Here is a 21,834-nt window from a genome sequence, read left to right as displayed (position 1 = left end):
TCAGACGGTTCGCAGGGCCTCCGTCGGGGCCATGCGCGAGGCACGGAGGGCCGGGAGCAGGCCGGCGAGGGCACCGATCAGGATCGCGGAGCCGATGCCGCCCGTCCATGCCTCCACGGGGACGACCACCGCCCAGTGCTTAGTCGTGGCGTAGACGACGGTGGCGAGCACGCCGGCCGTCACGCCGACGGCCCCGCCCAGGAAGGCCAGCACGATCGCCTCGGACATGAACTGGCCGCGGATCTGGCCCCGGGTCGCGCCGAGCGCGCGGCGCAGACCGATCTCCGAGCGGCGTTCGAGCACCGAGATGATCATGATGTTGGCCACCCCGACCGCACCGACGATCAACGCGACGACGCCGAGTCCCAGGAACAGGCTGTTGAACGCGCCGCTCGCGGCGGCGCGGGCGGTGAGCGCGTCGGAGGGCCGGCTCACGTCGACCTCGTTCGGCGACTCGGGGTCGGCCGTCTGCGCCAGCACCTCGTGCACCGCGTTGACCTGACCCGTCCGGCAACGGACGTAGATGGTGCTCGGCGGTCCCGGCGTCACCGTGCCGTGGACGACGCTCGTGTAGTTCAGATAGCGCTGCGCGGCCGGATAACCGACCAGGGCGCTGGTATCGATCTCCGGTGCCAGCACCGCCGGCCGGAGGATCCCGCCGACGTAGAACCACTGGCCGCCGAGCCAGACGCGCTGCCCCGGGCGGACCCTGCCGATCCCGAGCCGCTGCGCGGCGACCGCGCCGAGCACCACGACGGGCTTCGTGGCGGTCGCGGAGTTCAGCCAGCGGCCTTGGGCGACGCCGGTGGCGACCACCGGCAGCAGGTTGAGACCGGCCGCCCTGACCTTCAGCGCGTTGGTGCTGACCGGGGGGATCAGCGGACTGCGGTACACGTTCGCGGTCGTGACGGTGGCGGTGTCGGCCACCTGCTCGACGGCCTTCAGCCGCGAGATCCTGGCGGGCGCCTCGAGCGGCAGTTGGGCCGCGTCCCCGCTGAAGCTCTGCCCGCTGTCGGCGGTGAGCAGGTTGGTGCCGAGACGATCGATCTCGTTGAGCAGCCCGGCCTGGGACGACGACGAGAGCCCCAGCACCGCGACGATCGCGGCCGTGCCGATCGCGATCCCGAGCGCCGACAGCGCCGACCGCAGCCGCCGGGCCCGCAGTCCGACGCTCGCCACCCGCGCCCGGTCGCCCGCCCGCAGCCGGGCGGGGACCAGCGTCGTCATGAGCGATCCTCCTGCTCCGCTCCGACGGGCACGCGCGCGCCGGTGTCCTGCCCCGCCCGGTCGCCGGGCCGGTCCGGGTCGTGGGCGCTGTCCGAGACGATCCGCCCGTCGCGTACGTGCACCTGCCGGGGCAGCCCGGCGGCCAGCTCGGCGTCATGCGTGATCACGACGATCGTCGCGCCTTCGGCGTTGAGCTCGTGCAGCAGCTCGATGATCGCGGCACCGGTGACGCTGTCGAGGTTGCCGGTCGGCTCGTCCGCGAGCACGATCGCCGGCCGCCCGACGAGCGCCCGGGCGATCGCCACGCGCTGGCGTTGCCCGCCCGACATCTGGGTCGGCCGGGCGGACGCCCGGTCGGCCAGGCCGACGCGTTCGAGCGCCGCCAGGGCCCTCCGCCGCCGCTCGCGGACCTCGACGCCGGCGTACAGCAACCCGTCGGCGACGTTGTCCAGCACGGTCGAGTGCTCGGCCAGGAAGAACTGCTGGAAGACGAACCCGATGCTGCGGGCCCGCAGCGCCGACAGGCCGCGGTCGTCGAGCCGGTCGATGTCGACCCCGTCGATCCGGACCGTGCCCCCGGTGGGCCGCTCCAGCGTGCCCATGACGTGCAGCAATGTCGTCTTCCCCGATCCGGATGGTCCGACGATCGCCACCAGTTCGCCCTTGCGGACGCCGAAGGTCACGCCCCGGAGCGCCAGGACGGGCGACCGCTCGCCGTAGACCTTGGTCACCGCCTCCAGTTCCAGGGCCACTCGCGTGACGCTCATGTCGCGGGCACCACCACTCGGTCGCCCGGGGCGAGGTTCCCCGACACCTGCACCAGGCCGTCGGCGTTGTCGAACAGCCCCAGCGTGACCGGTACGACGCTGTGCGCGCCCCGCGCGTCGATCTTCTCCACCGAGTACCCGCCACCGGCCTGGCCGATCAGCGCCGTGACCGGCACGATCAGCGCGTCCTTGACGCCGCCGGTGGTGATCTGCACGCGAACGGGCGCCTGGTCGAGGCGGCCCGCCTCCTTCGGGTGCGTGAGCGTGACGTACACCGGGATCGTCGCGCTGGACGAGCCCTTCTGATCGGAGGACGAGGTCGCGACCGCGCCGATGCGCCTGACCTTCCCGGCGGTCGTACGGTTGTCCGGCAGGGTGATCTCCACCTTGTCCCCGACCTTGACCTGGGACTGCTGCGACGCGTCCAGGTTCACGGTCACCTGGCGGTCGGTCGAGGTCGCCTGCGCGACCGGCTCCCCCGGCCGCGCGTTCGCGCCGAACTGCGCCGCCGCCTTGGTGATCCGGAGCGGGCCGGGCAGGAACACGGCGGAGCCCAGCTTCAGTGACCCGGTCTCCTCCGCGCCGATCTCGTCCTGCAGCTTCTCGAGCGCCGTGGCGGTGGCCGAGCCGAAGTACTTCGAGTCCGGGTCCAGGTCCGCGTCGTCGGCGTAGCCGAGCTTGACCAGGTTGCGGTTGAGCTCCCGCACGTCCTTGCCGCTGTCGCCCTCGGACAGGTCGCGGTAGGCGGGCCACGTGCCGCACAGCAGCGGCACCGGTGTGCTGCCGATCCAATAGAGGACCTTCCCGCACTTGATCTCGTCACCCGCGCGCGGCACCCAGGTGTAGACGCCGTTCGCGTGGTTGACGACCGAGTACGGCGTCCCGTCGGCCCGCGCGACGTACGAGAGGGTTCCGCTCTGGTCGACCTGTGACGACAGCGGGCCCCTCCGAACGGACGCGAGGGACTCGCCGCCGGTCGTCGGTCCGGGCGCCTTCTTCCGGTCACCGAACGGATCGGCGGTGACGATCACGATGCCCGCCGCGACCGCCAGGACGACGATGACGCCGCCGACGCGCGCGAGCCGGCGCCGCCGCCTGCGCGGCCTCGTCCGCCCGGGCGTTCCGGCGTCGGGAATTCCCGCCGTCCCGGTGGAGGTCCCCGCCTCCCGTTCGGCCGTCCGATCGGGCACGGTGGCGGCGGAGCGCGTCAGGTCCCGTCCGGGTTCGTCATCGGGCGGGGACGCGTCGCCGGGGGGCGCCGTGTCCGGCTCGGGGACGCGTGTGCTGCCGGGCCGCTCCACGCTCACTGAAGACCGCCGGGCAGCAGTTTCTGGCAGGTCTTCTGGGCCGCCTGGAACTGCGGCGAGCCGGGATCGATCCCCTTGCCCTTGGCGATGATCATCTTCCCGCCCTCCGGATCCGGGAAGTTCGGCACGCCGTTCTTGCGCATGCACTCGGCGAACTTCAGCATCGCGGTGTTGTCCTGGGCGCCCATCCCGGTGCCGCTCGGCGCGTACGCCTTGCACTTCTGGTCGGCGGCCTTGAACTGCGGCGAGTTGGGATTCATGTCACTGCCGGGTCCAGCCTTCATCTGGATCTTGCCGTCCTGCGGGTCGGGGAAGTCGGGCACGCCGTTCTTGCGCATGCACTCGGCGTACTTGACCGCCTTCCCCGAGTCCGCGCCCTTCCCGGCGCTGCCGCCGGAGCCGGCCGCCGCGGAGCTCGAAGCGCCGGCGGAACCGCCGGAGCCGCCCCCGCAGGCCGTGAGGGCCAGCCCGGTGATCAGGAGTACTGCGGCGAGCGGCCGGCCGCGTCGCGTCCGTCGCGACGTGGTCGGGGTGGTGCGCATGCCGGCTGCGTCGTTCATGTCTCGGCCTCTCTGCGAGATCGACGCCGTCGGACCGTCGTGGCCCGGCGGCGTTCGTTGCGAGGCCAGTTGTACGGATCCGCCGGTCACAGCACGGTGCGAGCCGTTGTGACCGGCCTGTGACCGGTCGTCGGGCATCCTGACGGCATGGACCAGACCGCCCTGACCGGCCCACGAGGCGTACGCGGATGAGAGTGCTGGTGGTGGAGGACCAGGTCGAACTCGCGGACTCGGTGGCGCGGGTGCTGCGCCGTGAGGGGATGGCGGTCGACGTGTCCTACGGCGGGCAGGACGCCCTCGACCGCACGTCGCTGACCGACTACGACGTCGTCGTGCTCGACCGGGACCTCCCCGAGGTCCACGGTGACGAGGTCTGCGCCGCCCTGACCGCGAAGGGACCGCACACCCGGATCCTGATGCTGACCGCGTCGGCCACGATCGCGGACCGGGTGGAGGGGCTCAGCCTCGGCGCCGACGACTACCTGCCCAAACCGTTCGCCTACGCGGAGCTGGTCGCACGGGTCCGCGCGCTCGCCCGCCGAGCGCAGCCCGCCCTGCCGCCGGTCCTCGCGCGCGGCGACGTACGGCTCGACCCCGCGCAGCGGACCGCCTTCCGCGCGGGCGCGCGCCTGGCCCTCAGCCCCAAGGAGTTCGCGGTGCTGGAGTACCTGCTCGGAGCACGGGGCCGGGTCGTCTCCGCCGAGGAACTGCTGGATCGGGTCTGGGACGAGGCGGCCGACCCGTTCACCACGACGGTCAAGGCGACGATCAACCGCCTGCGGTCCAAGCTCGGCTCCCCACCCGTGATCGAGACCGTCCCCCGGGGCGGGTACCGGATCTGAAGGCCCCAATGCGCACGCTGTTTCATCCCCGGGTCCCGGCCGGTCTGCGGCCGCGGACCGTACGCCTGCGGCTCACCGCCCTGTACGGCGTGCTGTTCGCCGTCTCCGGCGCCATCCTGCTCGCGATCACCTACCTGCTCGTCCGCCACGCCACGGGGCCGCGGCGGGTCCTCTACCGGACCGGCCGGATCGGGCCGGTCGTCTCGGGCGACAGGGTCTTCACGAAGCCGTCCCTTCCACCCGACCTGCAGCGCCTCAACGCCCAGTTGGACGCCGAGGTGACCCGGCAGCACGCGGCCCAGATGCACGCCCTGCTGGTGCAGTCCGGCATCGCACTGGCGATCATGATGATGGTGTCGGTCGTGCTGGGCTGGCTGGTCGCCGGGCGGGTGCTGCGCCCGCTGCGGACGATGACCTCCACGATCCGGCGGATCTCCGCGCGCAACGTGCACGAACGGCTGGCCGTCGCAGGCCCACGGGACGAGCTCAAGGACCTGGCAGACACCGTCGACGGCCTCCTCGGCCGGCTGGAGACGGCACTGGGCGCGCACAAGCGGTTCGTCGCCAACGCCGCGCACGAGCTGCGCACCCCGCTCACCCTGGAGCACGCGCTGCTGGAGGAGACGCTCACCGACCGCACCGCCACGCTCGCGTCCTTCCGGGCGACGTCGGAGCGTGTGCTCGCCATCAGTGAGCAGCAGGAACGCCTGCTGGAGGCGCTCCTCACCCTGGCGACGGGCGAACGCGGGCTGGAGCGCCGCGAGCGCTTCGACCTGGCCGAGCTCACCGATCAGGCGCTCCTCGCCCCCCGGCCGCAGGTCGACCGGCTCGGGCTCCGCGTCGAGGCGCGGACGCCTCCCGCGCCGGCCGCCGGCGATCCGGCCCTGGCCGAGCGCCTCGTGGCGAACCTCCTCGACAACGCGGTCCGCTACAACGTTCCCGGCGGCAGCGTGGAGGTCGGTACGACGACCGAGGCCGGACGCGCGGTCCTGTCCGTGCGCAACACCGGGCCGGTGATCCCGCCGGATCGCGTGGCGGACCTGTTCGAGCCGTTCCAGCGCCTCGCCGGCCGTACCGCCCGCGACGACGGCGGCCACGGCCTGGGCCTGTCGATCGTGCGCGCCATCGCCGCCGCGCACGACGCCACCGTCACGGCGCACGCCCGCCCGGAAGGCGGCCTGGACGTCGAGGTGCGGTTCCCGTGAGCGCCCTGTGCTTTCTGGATCATCGCTTTACCCCGGCGGGGTGTGGCTGACGACCGGGCGGGCGGTCTCGCTGGGTTGAGTGGCGGATATGAAGACGATCATCACCGCGGCGGCGGTGACGGCGTTCACCGCCGCCATCTCCTGGCCGACGGCGACGGCGTTCACCGCCGCCGTCTCCTCGCCGGCGGCAACCCACGACGCGGCCTCGGCCGCGGCGTCGCCGACGCCCTACCTCGACCAGGTCGAGAGGGCGGTCCGGCACGTGTCGCCGGGCCTGGAACACCAGGTCTGGGAACGCAGCAGCGGCAACCGGCTGGACGACTCGGCCGGGGACTGGCTGCTGCAGACACCGCAGTGCTGGGGACACGACCCCTGCCCGCCCGCCGACCGGCCGGGCACCAAGCGGCTGCTGAACAAGATCACCACCAATATCGGCGAGGCGACCAGCACCGTCGACATCACCTCGCTCGGCTGCCCGGAGAAGCTGGTCCTGCCGCTGCCCTCACCGTGCCGTACGTTCCCGGACGGCTACTTCCGCGACGCCATCGTCGCCGGGCTGAAGAAGGCGGCCGAGAAGCACAAGATCACCTTCAGGATGCTGCTGGGCGCGCCGGTACTGCCCGCCACGGTGAACGGCGACGACTGGATCGACGCCGCGAAGAAGACCATCGGCGCCGCGGCCCGCAACATCACCTTCAACGTGGCGACGATGACCACCTCCTACTCGGGAACGCCCGGCGTTCCGATCGGCGGCTACACGCCCTCCTGGAACCACTCCAAGCTGTTCGTGGTCGACGGGAGGACCGTCATCACCGGCGGCGTCAACACCTACACCAACAACTACGTCCAGACCCCGAAGCCCGTCACCGACATGATGATGGCCGTCCGAGGCCCCGCGGCCGCGTCGGCGACCGGCTACATCAACCGGCTCTGGGACTGGACCTGCGCCAACCGCAACAAGTGGAACTGGGCGGCCACCACCGGATCATGGGTGTACCCGTCGGGCGGAGGCTGCATCTCGACCCTGCACCCGCCCGCCGCGGCCAAGGCCGGCGACCTCGACATGCTGGAGGTCGGCGGGCTCGGCGTCGGCATCCAGCGCAAGGACGACTCCTCCACCTACAAGCTGCCCGACCTCAAGCAGCCCGACGACGCCAAGTGCAGGCTGAGCTTCGCCGACAAGGACGTGGTCAACCTCGACCGGGACTACCAGACCGTCAACCCGGAGGAGACCGCGCTGCGCGAGATGGTGGCCACCGCCACCAAGTCGATCGTGTTCTCCCAGCAGGACCTCTACGGCTGGTGCGCGAGCATCGGCGGCCCCATCAAGGCCGTCCAGCCACTGGCCGACCTGCGGCTGCTCGACAACGTCGCCGCCAAGATGATCCACGGGGTCAAGGTCCGCATCGTCATCTCCACGCCCGGCAACGAGGACGCCTACTCCACCATGAAGAACATGCGGCAGCTCTCGGACTTGCTGCGCAAGCGGATCGCGCTGCAGGCGGGCGGTGACAAGAAGGCCGACCAGGTCATGCAGGACACCTTCCAGTACGCCTCACTGCGCAGCAGCGACAAGCCCCGCTGGGAGGGCAAGGAGAAGAACGACGAGGGCAAGGTCATCAACTGCGACGACCCGAAGGAGGCCTGCACCTACGCCCAGCACACCAAGCTGATCGTGGTCGACGACCGCGTCTTCTACCTCGGCTCGAAGAACGCCTACCCGGCCTTCCTACAGGACGACGGCTACTTCATCGAGGACCCGGCGGCGGTCGCGCACCTGAGGAAGGAATTCCTCGACCCGCAGTGGAAGTACTCGAAGGCCGACGCGACCTTCGACTGGGAGAAGCTCCTGCCTCCCACCGTCGTCTCCATCGACACCGACCACGCCAAGGGCACGTCGAAGGTGAAGGTGACCGTGAAGGCCGTCACCCACTCCGGCGACCCCTTCCTGGTCGCCTACGGCAACAAGGTGGAGTGCAAGGACGTGAACTCGGGCGACCGGTGCTCCTTCGACGAGGCCCCCTCGATCGTCGGCAAGAAGATCGACATCGTCGACAGGAAGACCCTGCGCTGGACCCAGAAGGAGGTCCCGCACTGGTAGACCCGCCCCGCCAACGCGACCACGCGCCTTCTTCCGCCCCGTCGGGGCCGGAAGAAGGCGCGTTCTCACGCTCGGCCGAAGGTGCGAGTTCGTTCACCCGTCCCCAGCACTGACCGCCGTGCGAAAAGCTCGGCAAAAGCCAAGCCGCCGACTGACGAACCGGGGCGAATCGCCCCACCGGGACGCCGATCGCCGAGCCTTTCGCACGGCTGTGTACGGTCACACGCCCGGCGGTTCCGCGTGCGGCAGTCTTCGTTCGAGGTCGCGGAGGAGGCTCTTCACCTCAGGCGATCGGCGTGCGTGCGCCAGTTCACGGCCGAGCCGCTGGAGGAGGCCGACGCTGCGCGCCGAGGTGACACCGGGCAGCCGGTCGACGGCACGGCGCGCCGCCGCCACGGCCTGGTCCAGGTCGCCGGCCTGGGCATGGGCCAGCCCGAGCCACGCGCCGTGCCGGAACGCCGACCGCTGTGGCTCGCCGGACGGATCGGTCCGCGCCCGGCCGCGCAGCAGGTCTTCGGCCTCCGCCAGCAGACGGCTCCGATGCGTGAGCATCTGTCCTGCCAGGACGACCATGCCTCGCCCGGCGATGGCGTCGAGTTCGGTCCGGGTGACGTAACCGGCCCAGTCCGGAGCGGCCTCCCCACGGTCCTGCGCGCGCTCGAGCAGGTCCAGCGTCTGCGCCCGCAATCGCTGGAAGGTCGCCAGATCCCCGGCCGCCGCGCTGGCGAGACCGCTGCGCGCGGCGATGAGCGCCCGCACCGTCGACGGCCCCTGCGAGGCCGCCTCCTGCGCGGCCGTGGCGAGTTGCAGCGCGTCCCCCGTTTCGCCAATCTCCATCGCCTGATTGCTCATCAGGCCCAGGACGCTCGCGGCCAGCGCGCGGTCACCGGCGGCGTGCGCCGCACGAAGACCGGTCAGGTACCAACGCTGTGCCTCGCCGTCCCGGGCGGAGTCGAACGCCATGAAACCGGAGGTCTGGGCAAGTTGGGCAAGAGCCGAGGTGAGGCGACGGCCCGTTCGCGCGTCGTATCGGGACCGCCGTAGTAACCGCGACACGCAGGCGAACTGGTCGGCGACGAAGGCGGCACCCGCGGCGCCGTGCCGTTCATCCAGTCGGCGGCATCGCGCGGCGATGTCCTCGACGAGTTCGAGCATCGGCTCGGTGACGCGATCCCCCTCCCGCGCGGCCGAAGCGAGGACCGGGACCGGCGCTTGGGACCACTGCCACGCATGGCGTGTCAGCGTCGTACCGGAGACCACCATGAACGTCCGCCGGGTCAGCATCGGATGCGACCACTCCTCCAGGAGACGCAGCAATCCGCCCGCATCCCAGGGTAGATCGAGGCGGTGGTCGGCGGGCAAGAGCAGCGAAGAACGGGGTGCGCTACCAGGCCACACCTGATCGAAGGTCAGGTCACGCCCGGTGGCGTCGGCAAGAAGCCATACAACGACCTCGGGGACCGGCGCATGAGGGACCTCGCCCCGGTTCAACCAACGATACGGGGTCTTATGGTGGATTTGGCGGTTTTCTCGGCGAATAGCGAATATTGCTGCATTGACGCGGCGCGCAAGGCTTTCCGGACGCCACCCGACCTCTTCGAGTAGCTCCTTCAACTTTTCATTCGGCACGCCGGCTCTGCCGTTTCTCTCGTTGGCGATGGCCGTCATGAGGTGTCCACCCGGGGGAGAGTGCCGTAAGGGAACAATGGGCAACAACTCTAACCACTTAGGTTATGCCGGAACCGGAAGCACACCGAACACACCGATCCGCACAGGACCGCACCTGCCGCGCCGGATCTGAGGCCATTTCTCGATGCTCGATGCCGAATCGTGGAAAGCGTCGATTCCGCATTCGAGAAGGGAGTCAGATGGACAGCGAGCGAAAGATCCGCGCACTGACCGACCTGTGCCAGGCCCTCGCTGGATCCGGACTGCATCTCGGTTTGAGCGATGCCCGGCCGGCCTTGTCGGTCCGCGCCTCTCTTACCGGCGACCGGATCTGGATCGGCATCGAGGATGACGCCTTCGTGTGGCGTCGCAGCGAAAAGGTACGTCATGCCGTCGAGGATCCGGCCGGAGCAGCCGCCGAGATCACGACGTACCTCGGCGAGCGACTCGAAGTGCCGGACGATCGTCCGTGAACGCCGACGCGCTGGCCGTCCTGAGCCGGAGGTTCCCGGGGACGCCGATCTGGTTCGGCCCGTACACCAGGTCTTGATCGTGACGGGGACCGCGTCGGCGGTCAGGCGATCCGCCGCCCAGGAGCGGAGGGCGTCCGGGGTGATCCCGGGCGGCCGGATCGTCACGAAGGCGTGGACGGCCTCGCCCGTACATTCGTCCGGCACGCCGACCACGGCGGCCTCCCGGACCGCGGGATGCTCGGTGAGCACGTCCTCGATCGGGCCGGCGTAGTGGTTGTAGCCGTCAACGATGAGCATGTCCTTCAGCCGGCCCACCAGGTAGAGGTAGCCGTCCTCGTCGAATCGGCCGAGGTCGCCGGTGCGCAGCCGGCCGTCCGGCAGTACGGTCCGGCCGAGGTCGTCCGGGCGGTTCCAGTACTCGGTCAGCACGCCCGGCCCCTGGACGCAGACCTCCCCGATCTCACCGGGCGACGCGGTCGTGCCGTCGGTGCGCCGCAGCGTGACGGTGACGCCCGGCATCGGGTGGCCGACCGAGGCGAGGAGTTCGGGACGGCCTGCGAGGGCGGCGGCGTGGTCGGCCGGTTGCAGCGTCGCGATGGCCGGCGCCTCGGTGGTCGCGTACGTCTGCATGAGTCCGGGGCCGAACCGTTCCAGCGCCTGGCGCAGCCGGGCGGGGGCGACGGGAGAGCTGCCGTACATGACGAACTTCAAGGGGGTCAGGTCGGCGCCGGTCGCCTCGGCGTGGTCGAGCAGGCGGTACAGCCATGAGGGGTACAGGTAGGTCATCGCCGCCGGAGCGGACCGCAGCGCGGCGACGAAGCCGGGTCGAACCCGTCCAGGATCTCCACCGTGACCCCGAGGCACAGCATGTTCAGCGCGGCGTCACCGGAGCCGTGGGCGAACGGCGTCGCCAGCAGGAACCGGGTGCCCTCCGGCATCGATCCGGTGGAACCCGCCGACGCGGCCCACGCCTTCGTGGACGCTCCGAGGCCCGCGAACGTGGTGGGCACGCCTTTCGGTCGGCCGGTGGTGCCGCCGGTGTAGAGGATGCGGGCGATGTCGCCCTCCTGGGCCCGTACCGGGACGGGCTGCTCGGACCTGCGCGACCGGCTCGCCGCGCTGCCCGCCGGGGAGTTCCCGCACATCGTCGCGCTGGCCGGCGACCTCACCGCCCCGGACCTCGGCACCCGGTTCGAGTTCGCGCTGGACCGCCTGCTCGACGGCATCGCCGCCCTACCGCACCACCGCTGAGACGACGCGGGCCGGGCGTCCGCGCGACGTTCGTGGTGACGACCGTGGCGTGCGGTGCGCTCGGCGCCATGGATCACCCGGGGGCCTCGGTCCTCCGCACGCGGGGCCCCCGGGTGGCGGTGGGCCGGCCCTCAGCTACAGGCCGTGCCGTTCAGGGAGAACGAGCCGGGCGCCGTGTTGGAGCCGCTGTAGGTGAAGTTCGCGCCGACCGAGGTGGACGCGCCCGCGGCGAGGCTGCCGTTCCAGCTCGCGTTGATCACGGTGACGGTGTTGCCCGACTGCGACCAGGTACCGCTCCAGCCCTGGGAGAGCTGCTGGTTGCCGGCGTAGGAGAACTTCAGCGTCCAGCCGTTGATCGCCGAGCTGCCGTTGGTGATCGTGATGTTCGCGGTGAAGCCGGTCCCCCAGTCGTTGGCCGAGTAGGCGACCTTGCAGCTACCAGGCGTCGGTGTGGGCGTCGGCGTGCCGCCGCCGTCGTCCGTGCCACCGAGCGCGGTGCTGATCGCGCCGTAGATCTGCGGCTTCTTGTTGAGGTTCTCGTCCCAGGGCAGGGCCGAGCCCTCACCGCTGAAGGTGCCGGGGATCCAGGAGTACTTGTCGGTGTAGTCCCAGATCGTGATGCCGACGCAGCGGGTCACGGCGAGGCACGCCTTCACGACGTTCGTGTAGTACTGCGCCTGAGTGTTGACCTTGGTGGTGTCGGCGGGGAGCTGCATCCGCACGTCGAGCTCGGTGACGGCGACGTCGACGCCGAGGTCGGCGAAGCGCTGCAGGTTCTGCTGCATGTTCGCAGGAAATCCATATTGGACCGCCAAGTGGCTCTCGAAGCCGACGCCGTCGATCGGCACGCCCTGCTGCTTGAGCGACTTGACGAGGTTGTACATGCCGTCGCTCTTCGCGCCGGTGCCCTCGATGTTGTAGTCGTTCAGGTAGAGCTTGGCGTTGGGGTCTGCGGCGTGCGCCGTGCGGAGCGCGTCGGCGATGTAGCCGCTGCCCATCGCGTTGTAGAAGGCGTCCGCGCGAAGGGTGCCGTCCTCGTTGAACGGCTCGTTGACCACGTCCCAGGCGTAGAGCTGGCCCTTGTAGTGGGTCACCTCGGTGGTGATGTGGTTCTCCATGGCGGCCTGCACCTGGTTGCTCGGCAGGCTCGACACCCAGCTCGGCAGTTGGCTGTGCCAGACGAGGTTGTGACCGCGGACGATCATGTTGTGGCTCTTAGCGAAGGAGACGATGGTGTCGCCTCCGCTGAAGTTGAACGATCCCCTCGAAGGCTCGGTGGTGTCCCACTTCATCGAGTTGCCCGGGGTGGTCGCCCCGAATTCGCCGCCGCCCAGGATCGCCGTGTAGGCGCTGTTGGACAGCTCGGGGTTGTCGGTCGCCGAGCCGAAGTACCTGCCCTTGGCCTTGGCGAGCTGGTCGAGCGTTGACGCGGCGGACGCGGGGCGCATCACCACGGCGGTGAGCGCCAGGAGAACGCCGAGTGCCAGCGCCAGGACGGCCGCGAGTCTCGGCCGGAGTGGCGAGGACATGCTGAGTTCCTCCAGGGGTGTGCGTGAGATGTTCCGTGCCCATGACGAGGCGCGGGGGAGAGCGGGGCTCCCCCGCGCCGGGTCGGTGGGTCAGAGGCCGACGCGGTCGCCGCGCCGGACGGGTGGGTCAGGGGCTCGAACAGGTGATCATCGACGCGCCCGGCGAGCCGTTGGCGACGAATCCGAAGCTGGTCGACGCGCCGCCGTTCACGGTGCGGTTCCAGTCGGCGTTCCGTACGGTCGCCATGTCCCCGCTGAGGGTGAGCGTGCCGTTCCACACGCTGTTGATGGTCTGGCCGCTGGACGGCATCCAGCTCACGGTCCAGCCGTTGAGGGCCGTGGTCCCGGGGTTGCTCACCGTGACCTCGCCCTGGAAGCCGCCCGACCAGCTACCGGTCGTCTTGAACGTCGCGGTGCACGGCGTGCTCGGGGTTCCACCGCCACCGCCGGTGCCGCCGCCGCTGCTGTCGCCGACGCCGGTGACCTCACCGTTGCCGCCGTCGAAGACCACGTCGGAGCAGCCGTAGAACGTCTCGGTGCTGTCGGAGCGACTCCAGACCGAGTAGATGATGTGGCGGCCGGTCTTGTTGGCCGGCAGGTTGCCGGACCAGTAGTAGTAGCCGTCGACGCTGCCGACCGGGCCGGTGTCGGCCGGGTGGTCCGCGACGAGGAACGGAGTGGTCTCCATCTCGTCCCAGGTGAGCGGCTTGGTCGGGTCCCAGCCATCCTTGGTGACGTACAGGTAGAACGAGCCGGGGTGCGCCGCCCACTTGTTGTAACGGAACTGGAAGTTCGCGCCGCTGGTCAGGTGCGTGACCGGCCAGTTCGCGTTCGGCAGGTCGAAGCCGGTGTAGTTCGGGTTCCCGCCGCTGCACAGCTGCCCGTCGGGGATGAAGCCCCGCGTACGGCCGGCGCCGTCGGACCGGAGCACGGAGAACCAGTTGTAGAGCGAGTTGGTCCCGCTCTGTGCGACCGCCGCCGCGCACGCCGGGTTCTGCGGCTTGATCTCTCCAGTGGAGGTGAGGCCGTCCTTCCAGCACAGGAACGTACGGCTGCCCGGCTGCATGAACGCCCCGTGGGCCCACGCCGGGGTCCCCGTGAACACGCTCATCACCAGGATCGACACCATTCCGAGGGCCGCGGCGAGCGCGCTTCTCCGTCGCTTTCTCACGACACCGTTTCCCTTCGATCCGCCCGCGGGCCGGGCATGCGGACCCGCAGGGAGTTCGGGCGCGGTGGGAGCGCCTTGTCAGGATCGGACCGCCGTCTCGGCGGGGTCAACGACGGCCGCTCCGGAGGCCGGGCATACCGAGCCGACCTGCGGGTTCTTCCGCCGGTGAGAAGAGCGGGCGTGAAAGCAGCTGAAAGCAAGGGGTTACAGACGTCGGACGCCTCCCGGACGTCGCTTAACAGCGTACGATGTACGCCTGCGACATGGCGCCCGCTGTCAGCGACAGCCGGCGGCGGTGTTGCCGGCCGCACGCACTTCCAGGGCGATGTCGAGCAGGTGCGCCTTGTCCGCCGGATGCAGCCCGGTCCCGGGCTCGTCCAGGACGAAGATGATGCCACTCAGCTCGGTGCTGAGCTGCGCGGCGAGCCGGGTCCGCTGCAACTCACCCCCGGACAGCGTCGCCGCGCTCCGGGATAGCTGGAGATGGGCCAGGCCGAGCCGGTCAAGGACTCCGAGCCTGCGGCTCAGGTCCTGCAGTAGTGGCTCACCCACCTCGCGCTGCCGGGCGCCCAGGTCATTCACCACACGTTTCGCCCAGCTGCGCACTTCCCGTACTTCCACCTCGAGCAGGTCGGGGAACGTCAGCCCGCCGATCCGCACGGACCTGGCCACCTGGTCGTACCCGCTGCCGCCGCAGGTGACGCAGGGCTGCTTGCGCATGTACGGCAGGTAACGCTGCTTGGCACTGGAGGTCTGGGCGTTCATGAACACCCGCTCCACCTCGGCGAGCGCGCCCCGCAGCGGCTGGCTCGAGGTGTAGGTCATCAGGGCCGTCTCATTCTTGTTCGGCATGTCGACGGTCGCCTCGATCTTCTCCTCACCCGTGCCGTACAGCACGCAGTGACGGAACTCCTCAGGCAGCGACTGCCACGGCCGGCCGAGGTCCACGCCCCGCTTTTCGGCGAGTGCCGGTACGAACGCGTGCTCCCCCGACCGCCACTTCGCATACCAGGGTGAAGCCCCCTCGAAGAGCGGAAGCTCCGGGTGGGTGATGACCAGGTCCTCTTGCGCCTGCCAGCGTCCGCCCACCCCGTGGCAGTCCGCACAGCCCCCTTCCGGCGTATTGCGGTCGAAGTGAGCGGTCGTCAGATGCCCGTCTCCGCTCTCCGCCACCGGGCCTGCGCCGATTCCCGGAAGGCGCGAGTACAGCAGTCCCAGGTGCCCATCGATGCCGGTGATCGTCGCGACCGTGGAGCGGGGGGTTGCGGTTCAGACGACGCTGGTCGACTGCGAGTGTCGCGCCGAGTCCCAGGATGCGGTCGACCTTCGGGCGATTGCGCTGGGTGATGTACTGCCGTACGAACGGCGAAAGCCCCTCCAGATACCGCAGTTGGGCCTCGTTGTGCAGGGTGTCGATGGCCAGCGAGGTCTGGCCGCTGCCGCTCACTCCGGTGAAGGCGACGAGCTGCCCCTTGGGGATACTCACCGACACGTCCCGCAGATTGTTGGTACGAGCCCCCACCACGTCGGTGGTCTCGCGCCCCATACTCGCGACATCCCGTACGCATGCTGCCAACCTTTGCCCACCCTCTCGCAACACAGCAGGGCATGGGCGGACGGGCCCCCGCCCATGCCGAACGAACCGATCACGCCACAACGCGGCGGTCGCTCATCACCAAATGGTGCCCTGGGCCGGCCTCGGCGTGACCGCCGGGTGGGCCGCCGTGTCGCTCGTGGTCGGCGGCCTGCTCCTGCACGTCCGCGACGCCTGAAGGTGGTCGGCGGCATCGCCGGTCCGATCACCTCGTCCAGGACCTCGTCCCCTGCCACCCGCAGACCCGGCCCTGACCGGCCGGGCAGGGTCAGGGCACGTACGTGTCGAGGCGGCCGCACATGCCGAACGCGCGCTCGGGCGGCGGGTCGAGGCGGTGGACGGCGGCCTCCGTCAGGGGGCCGATGTCGCCCGCGCCCAGGCGGCTCAACTGCGCACCGGTCCGCAGCGCCTCGGCGAACGCGCCGGCCTGCCAGCGCTTCTCCCACTCGGGGAACAGGTGCGCCTTGAGCCGTACGGCCGACCGGTAGAAGTCGTGCAGCGCCGTCGGGTCGCCGGCGTCCAACCGGGCGCGCAACGCGGTGAAGCCCGCCAGGGCCAGGTCGCGACGGCCGCGGGCGGTGTGCTCCCGCGCGCCGGGGTCCAGGGCCGCCGCCCGCCCGTACGCCTCCGGGTCGTTCAGGGTCTCCGGTGGGAAGGTGAAGACGGCGTCGCCCGCCTCGGGCAGTCCGCTGTTCTGCATGACGACGACGATGTGCAGCCCGCCGTCGCCGTTGACGAGCCGGTGCACGGTCCCGGGCGTGAACCAGGCGACGGTACCGGGGGTCAGCGGCGTCTCGGCGAAACCGTCGCAGGTCAGCGTCTGCACGCTGCCCCGGCCCACGACGACGACGTACGCCTCCGCGCAGGTCAGGTGGACGTGCGGCGAGCCGCCGCACAGGCCGTCGGCCGTCGGCCAGTCGTACACGCGCAGCCCGGAGATCCCGACCGCGCCGGGCAGCGGGCTCAACACGGGTGGTCCTTGGCGTAGGCGTCCAGGCGGGCGCGGTCCCACGCGCCGTCGGCGACGACGATCCGGTACCGCAGGCGCAGCGTCTCGCCGGGCGGCAGCGCGAACTCCTCGGCGAAGGCGAGCGAGGGGTTGACCGCCGGGAACGGCGTGTTCCGGACGAACCAGTCGCTGCCGTACTCGGGGTCGTCGAAGAACATCAGCGTGGAGGCGCGGTCCACCTCGTCGTGCCGGCCGACGTACGCGAGCCACGCCGCGGGCCGGCCCATCAGCTCCGGGCCGCCCTGCCCGTCCGCCGCGATGATCTCTCCGTCGGTGAACGCGCGCGGCCCTCGCCAGAACAGCCCGCTGTACCCGGCGGCCGGCCGGCCGTTCGTGGTCGGGCTGCCGAAGACGAGCGCCTCCCCCCGTACGTTGGTCAGCGCGGTCGCGAACTCCAGCGCCCACGAGTCGCCGGTGACGTCGCGCACGGTCAGCGCGCGCCGCTCGTCGACCCAGTGCTCGCCCGCCCGGGTGTGCCAGGTGAGGCGCTCGGCGATCCGTCCCGCGCCGACCTCGGTGAACTCCTCGTGCCGCATGACGCCGACGTTCGGCAGGTCGACGTAGCCTTGGTCGCGGACGTAGCTGCCGCCGCCCCAGAAGTTCTCCCCCGACAGGTGCGACGCGGTCAGCTGCACGCCCTTGTGCCAGCGGTGATCGTGCGGCCGGTACGCGGTGACGACGTCCCCGGCGAGCGTACGGACCGGATGCAGGTACGGCTTCGGGCCCTCGAACGCCGGCGTGGTCGGCCGGTAGACGTACCGGAACAGCTCCACGTCCCGCGCGTGCACGGCGAGCGTGTGGTCGCCGATGTGCTCGATCCTCACAGGTCCATCCCGCCGTTCATCTCCCGGTAGAAGGGGTCCGTGCCGTCGATGTCGCCCCGGCGTACGGGACGGCCGGTGAGCGCCGACTTGTACAGCGCGGCGATGAGTTCGAGGGTCTGCCGGCCGCCCGCGCCGCTCGTCTGCGGCCGGTCGCCGCGTTCGTACGCGTCGAGCAGGTCGGCCAGCAGCGCGGCGTGCGAGCTCGGCAGGTCCTGGTCCTGGGTCCGCCAGGCGGCGACGCGCGCCTCGTCGGTGACGTGCGGCGCGGGGGTGTAGGTCCAGTCCGCGTTCGCGTAGCCGTACAGGTGCGACAGCTCCACCGTCGCCTCGGTGAAGTCGAACCGCAGCCGGCTCTCCTCGCGCGGCGACAGCACGCTGTTGACCACCGACGCGAGCGCGCCGTTCTCGAAGCGGACCGAGGCCACGGACACGTCCTCGGTGGCGACGTCCCGGGCGAGGCGGCCCGCCATGGCACGGACCTCGGCCCAGTCGCCGAGCGTCGCCAGCAGCAGGTCCATCTGGTGGATGCCGTGGCCCATGGTCGGGCCGCCGCCCTCGGTGTCCCACCGGCCGCGCCAGGGGACGTTGAAGTAGGCCTGGTCGCGGTGCCAGGTGGTCAGGCAGACCGCGACCAGGGGCCGGCCCAGCTCCCCGTCGGTGACGAGTCGGCGCAGGTGGCGGGCGCCGGAGCCGAACCGGTGCTGGTAGACGACGGCCGCGTACGGGCCGTCGTCGCGCTCGGCGGCCGTCATGGCGTCGTACTCGGCGAGCGAGAGGGCCGGCGGTTTCTCGCACAGCACCCACGCGCCCGCTTCCAGGCATGCCCTGACCTGGGCGGCGTGCACGTGCGGCGGCGTGCAGACGTGCACCAGGTCGGGGCGGGCCTCGGCGAGCATCTCCCCCAGGTCGGTGTACGCCGCGGGGATGTCGTGCGCGGCGCAGAAGTCCTTCGCGCGCTCGGCGTCGACGTCGACGGCGGCCACGACCCGGACGCGGTGCGCCTCCGCCCGCAGCGCGGGCAGATGGCAGATGCCCGCGATCCCGCCCGTACCGACGATCGCGGCCCGGATCACCGCAGGACGACCGTGGTCAGCGAGCGGGGGGCGAGGTCGACCGACAGGTCACGGCCGTGGACGCGCGCGGCGGCGACGGGGGTCACCGAGTGGTCGGCGTCGGTCAGGTACGCCTGGGCGTGCCCGGCCGGGGAGCCGAGGGCCAGGTCCGTCGTCGCCGCGGTGGTGCCGGTGTTGAGGATCTCGACGACCTTGGTGCCGTCGGCGTTCCGGTAGGCCGAGATCTCCAGCGCCGGGTCGGCGGCGCTCACCGCGACGCGGGTCGCGCCCGGCCGGATGAACCGGCTGTACGCCGCGAACGCCCAGAACCGCTTGGACACGTGGTAGGCGTCGCCGTCGAGCTGGATCAGCGCGCGGGTCGCCCCGATGGAGGCGGCGAGCCAGTAGACGTACGCGCCGGCGCTCCCGTCCGTCATGGTGCGGTGGATGTTCTCCGCGACCGCGAAGCCGGAGGACTCGGTGCCGTCGTCCCAGTTCTCGTTCCAGGTGCTGCCGCCCGGTCCCCACTCCGACATCCAGGTGCGCTTCCGGGTCGGCTGCGGCGAGGTGACCGGGCTGGAGTAGGCGTGGCCGGTGACGGTCGTGACCCACTTCGCCGCCCGCGGGTCGGCCTCGATGGCCCGGGTGTAGTCCTTTTGCCCGTCCCAGCCCGTGTGGTCGCAGCAGGACAGCTTCAGCCCGGCCTTCTTCGCCAGCGGGCCCAGCACCTTGACGAACTCGACGGCCTGGGCCGGGGTGAAGTTCATCGAGGCGTACGAGACGGTGATGTCCGGCTCGTTGGTGAAGCCCAGGTCGGTGATCCGGATGCCCTCACGGCGGTAAAACCTCGCGTACTGGACGAGGTAGTTCGCGTACGCCTTCCGCCAGTCGCCGCTCGCGCAGTCGGTGCCTTGCAGGCCGCAGAGGGTGCCGCCGTTCGCGTCGGTGCCGTTGGTCTTCATGAAGCCCGGGGCGCTCCACGCGTCGGCGTAGAACCGCCGCACGCCGTACGCCTTCGCCTGTGTCGCCAGCCAGACCTGGCCGCCGTCGTCGCCGTCCCAGACGTACTTCGGCGGTGCGGTCGGCCCGCCCGGGTCGGCGGGCTCGATGGACGGCATGTGGTCGTACACCTTGTCGGCGGACGAGCCGATGCCGAGCCGCAGGATGGACGCGCCCGCGCCGGCGCGCCGGCCGAACAGCAGGTCGACGACCTCCTTCTGCTTCGGCGCCGACAGCCCGTTCAGCCCGTGGATCACGGCGGCCCGCTGGAACGCCTCGGAGAACCCGAACCCGTCGATGGGCTGCAGGTTCGCGCGGAAGTCGACGCGGCCGCGGGGTGGTTCCTGGGCGCGCGCGGGCACGCCCAGGGAGCACGCGGTCGCCACAGTGAGGGCGAGGGCGAGTGATCTGCGCCCAGAGGGACGCGTGAGGGGACGCATGGGGGATCCGCTACTTTCCGCCCGCGCCGGCCAGGCCCGCGATGAGCCAGCGGCGCGCGAACAGGTAGACGACGAACACGGGGAGGGCCGACAGCAGCACGGCCGCCATCAGGCCGGGCACGTTCGAGCCGAACTGGTTCTGGAAGTTCCACAGGCCGAGCGTCTGGACCCGCTGCTCGGGAGACTGGGTGAGGATCAGCGGGAACAGGAAGCCGTTCCAGGCGTTCAGCGCGCTGTAGACGGCGACCGTGGTCAGCGACGCGCGGCTGAGCGGCAGCGCCAGGCTCCACATCAGCCGGAACGACCCGCCGCCGTCGATGGTCATCGCCTCGTACAGCTCGCGGGGGACGTCCCGCAGCGCCGACGACAGCACCAGCACGCTGAGCGGCAGGCCGAACGCCACGGTCGGCAGGATGATCGCCGTCAGCGAGTCGTACAGGTGCATCCGGGTGATCATCAGGTAGACGGGGATGATCGTGGCCTGCGCGGGCACCGCGAGTCCGGCCAGGAAGATCCGGAACGTCCCGGACACGACCCGGCTGCGCGACCGCACGATCGCGTACGCCGCGGGGAAGGCGAGCAGCACGGTCAGCGCGACGCTGCCCACGGTGACGATCGCCGTGTTGACCAGGTAGCGGGTGTACCCGCTGCGGAAGACCTCGGCGAAGTTGCCCAAGGTCAGCTTGTGCGGCAGGGACAGCGGGCCGCCGTCGAGGTAGCCGTCCGTCGGCTGGATGCTGTCCTTGATCATCAGGTAGATCGGGACGCCCACGAACACGAGCCAGGCGAGCGCCGCCAGTCCGGCGCCCCAGTTCGGCCGCTGCCGCCTCCGCCGTGGCCGGTCGCCGCGCCGGTGGCGCGCGACCGGCACCGACGTCTCTTCCCGGAGTGCCGTCATGGCGTCAGATCCCCTCCAGGGTGCTGCGCATCTTCCCGTAACCGGAGAAGCGGACGATGAGCAGCGACAGCGCGGTGCCGAGCGCGGCCAGGACCAGCGCGATCACGCTCGCGTACCCCATCTGGAAGCTCTGGAAGGCGCTGTTGTACATGCGCTGCGGCAGGACCATCGTGGCGGTGCCCGGCCCGCCGTTGGTGACGATCAGGATGGTCTCGAAGTAGGTCAGCGACCCGACCAGCATCAGCACCGACGAGGTGATGACGGTGTTCCGGAGCTGCGGCAGCGTGATGTGCCAGAACTGCTGGAACCGGCCCGCGCCGTCGATGAGCGCGGCGTCGTACAGCATCTTCGGGATCTGCCGCGCCGCGGCCTGGTACATCAGCGAGTGGAACGGCACGAACTGCCAGGCGATGACGACGACCACGGCGCCCAGGGCGCCGTGCTGGTCGCCGGCGATGTTCCCGTCCGGGAATCCGATCCAGGGGCCGACCTTCGCGGCGAGCCCGAAGTTCGGGTCGAGCAGCACCCGCCAGGTGATGGCGATCGCGGCGGTCGACATCAGCAGCGGCAGGAAGAAGATCGAGGACAGCACCGCGCGGTTCAGCTCCCGGCCCGCCGCCCAGACGCCGATCAGCAGGGCGAGCGGGGTCTGCACCACCCAGCACAGCACCATGAAGACCAGGCTGATCCGCATCGACTCCCAGATCGCGCTGTCCGACAGCGCGCGGCTCCAGTTGGCCAGGCCGTTGAAGTTCGGCGTGCCGAGGCCGTTCCAGTCGGTGAAGGACAGCACGGCCGTCAGGAGCAGGGGCACCCCCGCGAACACGCCGAAGAACAGCGCGGCGGGGAGGATCCACACGGCGCCCGGCCGCGCCGCCCGGTCCGCGCCGGCGGCGGCCGACGGCCGCCGCCCCCCC

General features: G+C 70.9%; 20 protein-coding genes. 4 read left to right on the top strand and 16 right to left on the bottom strand.

The genetic code is table 11. The annotated features are described in order from the left end of the window. Genes AB0K82_RS19460 through AB0K82_RS19445 form a run of 4 tightly spaced genes read right to left on the bottom strand, consistent with a single transcriptional unit; the run spans window position 1 to window position 3,861 of the window. On the bottom strand, window positions 1-1,227 hold the full coding sequence (locus tag AB0K82_RS19460) for an ABC transporter permease (RefSeq protein WP_364398632.1): 1,227 nt from the start codon (window positions 1,225-1,227) through the stop codon (window positions 1-3). Continuing rightward, complete coding sequence (locus AB0K82_RS19455) at window positions 1,224-1,994, bottom strand: ABC transporter ATP-binding protein (protein WP_364398631.1); 771 nt, start codon at window positions 1,992-1,994, stop codon at window positions 1,224-1,226. The genes AB0K82_RS19460 and AB0K82_RS19455 overlap by 4 nt, the downstream gene beginning before the upstream one ends. Next, a complete protein-coding gene (locus AB0K82_RS19450; RefSeq protein WP_364398629.1) occupies window positions 1,991-3,301 on the bottom strand; it encodes a peptidoglycan-binding protein in 1,311 nt (436 codons plus the stop codon). Before AB0K82_RS19450 ends, AB0K82_RS19455 begins: the two co-directional genes overlap by 4 nt. Then, window positions 3,298-3,861 (bottom strand): hypothetical protein, encoded by a 564-nt coding sequence (locus AB0K82_RS19445; protein ID WP_364398627.1) that lies wholly within the window; start codon window positions 3,859-3,861, stop codon window positions 3,298-3,300. The genes AB0K82_RS19450 and AB0K82_RS19445 overlap by 4 nt, the downstream gene beginning before the upstream one ends. Before the next feature lie 188 nt (window positions 3,862-4,049). Here AB0K82_RS19445 and AB0K82_RS19440 point away from each other — a divergent pair, with 188 nt between their 5' ends. The 3 genes from AB0K82_RS19440 (at window position 4,050) to AB0K82_RS19430 (ending at window position 8,009) form a co-directional block, all read left to right on the top strand. Then, window positions 4,050-4,703: a response regulator transcription factor gene (locus tag AB0K82_RS19440; protein ID WP_364398626.1), complete on the top strand. Its 654-nt coding sequence runs from the start codon at window positions 4,050-4,052 to the stop codon at window positions 4,701-4,703. Window positions 4,704-4,711: 8 nt separating this feature from the next. Next, on the top strand, window positions 4,712-5,908 hold the full coding sequence (locus AB0K82_RS19435) for a HAMP domain-containing sensor histidine kinase (protein WP_364398624.1): 1,197 nt from the start codon (window positions 4,712-4,714) through the stop codon (window positions 5,906-5,908). 88 nt (window positions 5,909-5,996) lie between these two features. Next, window positions 5,997-8,009: a hypothetical protein gene (locus AB0K82_RS19430; RefSeq protein ID WP_364398623.1), complete on the top strand. Its 2,013-nt coding sequence runs from the start codon at window positions 5,997-5,999 to the stop codon at window positions 8,007-8,009. A 219-nt stretch (window positions 8,010-8,228) separates the two neighbouring features. On the opposite strand, the gene AB0K82_RS19425 is transcribed toward AB0K82_RS19430, so the two are convergent. The 3 genes from AB0K82_RS19425 to AB0K82_RS19415 are packed head-to-tail and all read right to left on the bottom strand — an operon-like array spanning window position 8,229 to window position 11,295. Beyond that, the gene (locus AB0K82_RS19425) at window positions 8,229-9,677 is read right to left on the bottom strand and encodes a hypothetical protein (RefSeq protein ID WP_364398622.1); all 1,449 of its coding nucleotides are present in this window, start codon (window positions 9,675-9,677) and stop codon (window positions 8,229-8,231) included. Between the two features lie 50 nt (window positions 9,678-9,727). Continuing rightward, window positions 9,728-10,936, bottom strand: coding sequence for an AMP-binding protein (locus AB0K82_RS19420; RefSeq protein ID WP_364398620.1), 1,209 nt, complete (start codon window positions 10,934-10,936; stop codon window positions 9,728-9,730). After that, complete coding sequence (locus AB0K82_RS19415) at window positions 10,933-11,295, bottom strand: AMP-binding protein (protein ID WP_364398811.1); 363 nt, start codon at window positions 11,293-11,295, stop codon at window positions 10,933-10,935. The genes AB0K82_RS19420 and AB0K82_RS19415 overlap by 4 nt, the downstream gene beginning before the upstream one ends. Between AB0K82_RS19415 and AB0K82_RS19410 the strand changes: the two genes are divergently transcribed. After that, a complete protein-coding gene (locus tag AB0K82_RS19410; RefSeq protein WP_364398817.1) occupies window positions 11,207-11,401 on the top strand; it encodes a hypothetical protein in 195 nt (64 codons plus the stop codon). The genes AB0K82_RS19415 and AB0K82_RS19410 overlap by 89 nt on opposite strands. 131 nt (window positions 11,402-11,532) lie before the next feature. Here AB0K82_RS19410 and AB0K82_RS19405 read toward each other — a convergent pair whose 3' ends face one another. From AB0K82_RS19405 to AB0K82_RS19365, 9 genes are all read right to left on the bottom strand, one after another. Continuing rightward, a complete protein-coding gene (locus AB0K82_RS19405) occupies window positions 11,533-12,930 on the bottom strand; it encodes an endo-1,4-beta-xylanase (protein ID WP_364398618.1) in 1,398 nt (465 codons plus the stop codon). 127 nt (window positions 12,931-13,057) lie between these two features. Then, window positions 13,058-14,101: a lytic polysaccharide monooxygenase gene (locus tag AB0K82_RS19400; RefSeq protein WP_364398617.1), complete on the bottom strand. Its 1,044-nt coding sequence runs from the start codon at window positions 14,099-14,101 to the stop codon at window positions 13,058-13,060. A 276-nt stretch (window positions 14,102-14,377) separates the two neighbouring features. Beyond that, on the bottom strand, window positions 14,378-15,274 hold the full coding sequence (locus AB0K82_RS19395; protein ID WP_364398615.1) for a hypothetical protein: 897 nt from the start codon (window positions 15,272-15,274) through the stop codon (window positions 14,378-14,380). 689 nt (window positions 15,275-15,963) lie between these two features. Then, a complete protein-coding gene (locus AB0K82_RS19390; RefSeq protein ID WP_364398613.1) occupies window positions 15,964-16,665 on the bottom strand; it encodes a cupin in 702 nt (233 codons plus the stop codon). Next, a complete protein-coding gene (locus AB0K82_RS19385) occupies window positions 16,659-17,528 on the bottom strand; it encodes a PmoA family protein (protein WP_364398611.1) in 870 nt (289 codons plus the stop codon). The genes AB0K82_RS19390 and AB0K82_RS19385 overlap by 7 nt, the downstream gene beginning before the upstream one ends. Then, on the bottom strand, window positions 17,525-18,598 hold the full coding sequence (locus tag AB0K82_RS19380) for a Gfo/Idh/MocA family oxidoreductase (protein ID WP_364398810.1): 1,074 nt from the start codon (window positions 18,596-18,598) through the stop codon (window positions 17,525-17,527). The genes AB0K82_RS19385 and AB0K82_RS19380 overlap by 4 nt, the downstream gene beginning before the upstream one ends. Further along, entirely contained in the window at window positions 18,598-20,019 is a 1,422-nt protein-coding gene (locus AB0K82_RS19375; RefSeq protein WP_364398609.1) for a glycoside hydrolase, read from the bottom strand. The genes AB0K82_RS19380 and AB0K82_RS19375 overlap by 1 nt, the downstream gene beginning before the upstream one ends. Before the next feature lie 10 nt (window positions 20,020-20,029). Continuing rightward, window positions 20,030-20,917 carry a carbohydrate ABC transporter permease gene (locus AB0K82_RS19370; RefSeq protein ID WP_364398607.1) on the bottom strand — a complete coding sequence of 296 codons (888 nt, stop codon included), beginning with the start codon at window positions 20,915-20,917 and terminating at the stop codon, window positions 20,030-20,032. A gap of 4 nt (window positions 20,918-20,921) precedes the next feature. Further along, complete coding sequence (locus tag AB0K82_RS19365; protein WP_364398808.1) at window positions 20,922-21,743, bottom strand: sugar ABC transporter permease; 822 nt, start codon at window positions 21,741-21,743, stop codon at window positions 20,922-20,924. Between the last annotated feature and the right edge of the window lie 91 nt (window positions 21,744-21,834).

This window comes from Actinoallomurus sp. NPDC052274 (genome assembly GCF_040679475.1).
GTDB lineage: Bacteria > Actinomycetota > Actinomycetes > Streptosporangiales > Streptosporangiaceae > Actinoallomurus > Actinoallomurus liliacearum.
The sequence above is the reverse complement of the archived record's forward strand: the minus strand, read 5'-3'. Positions and strand labels throughout refer to the sequence as shown.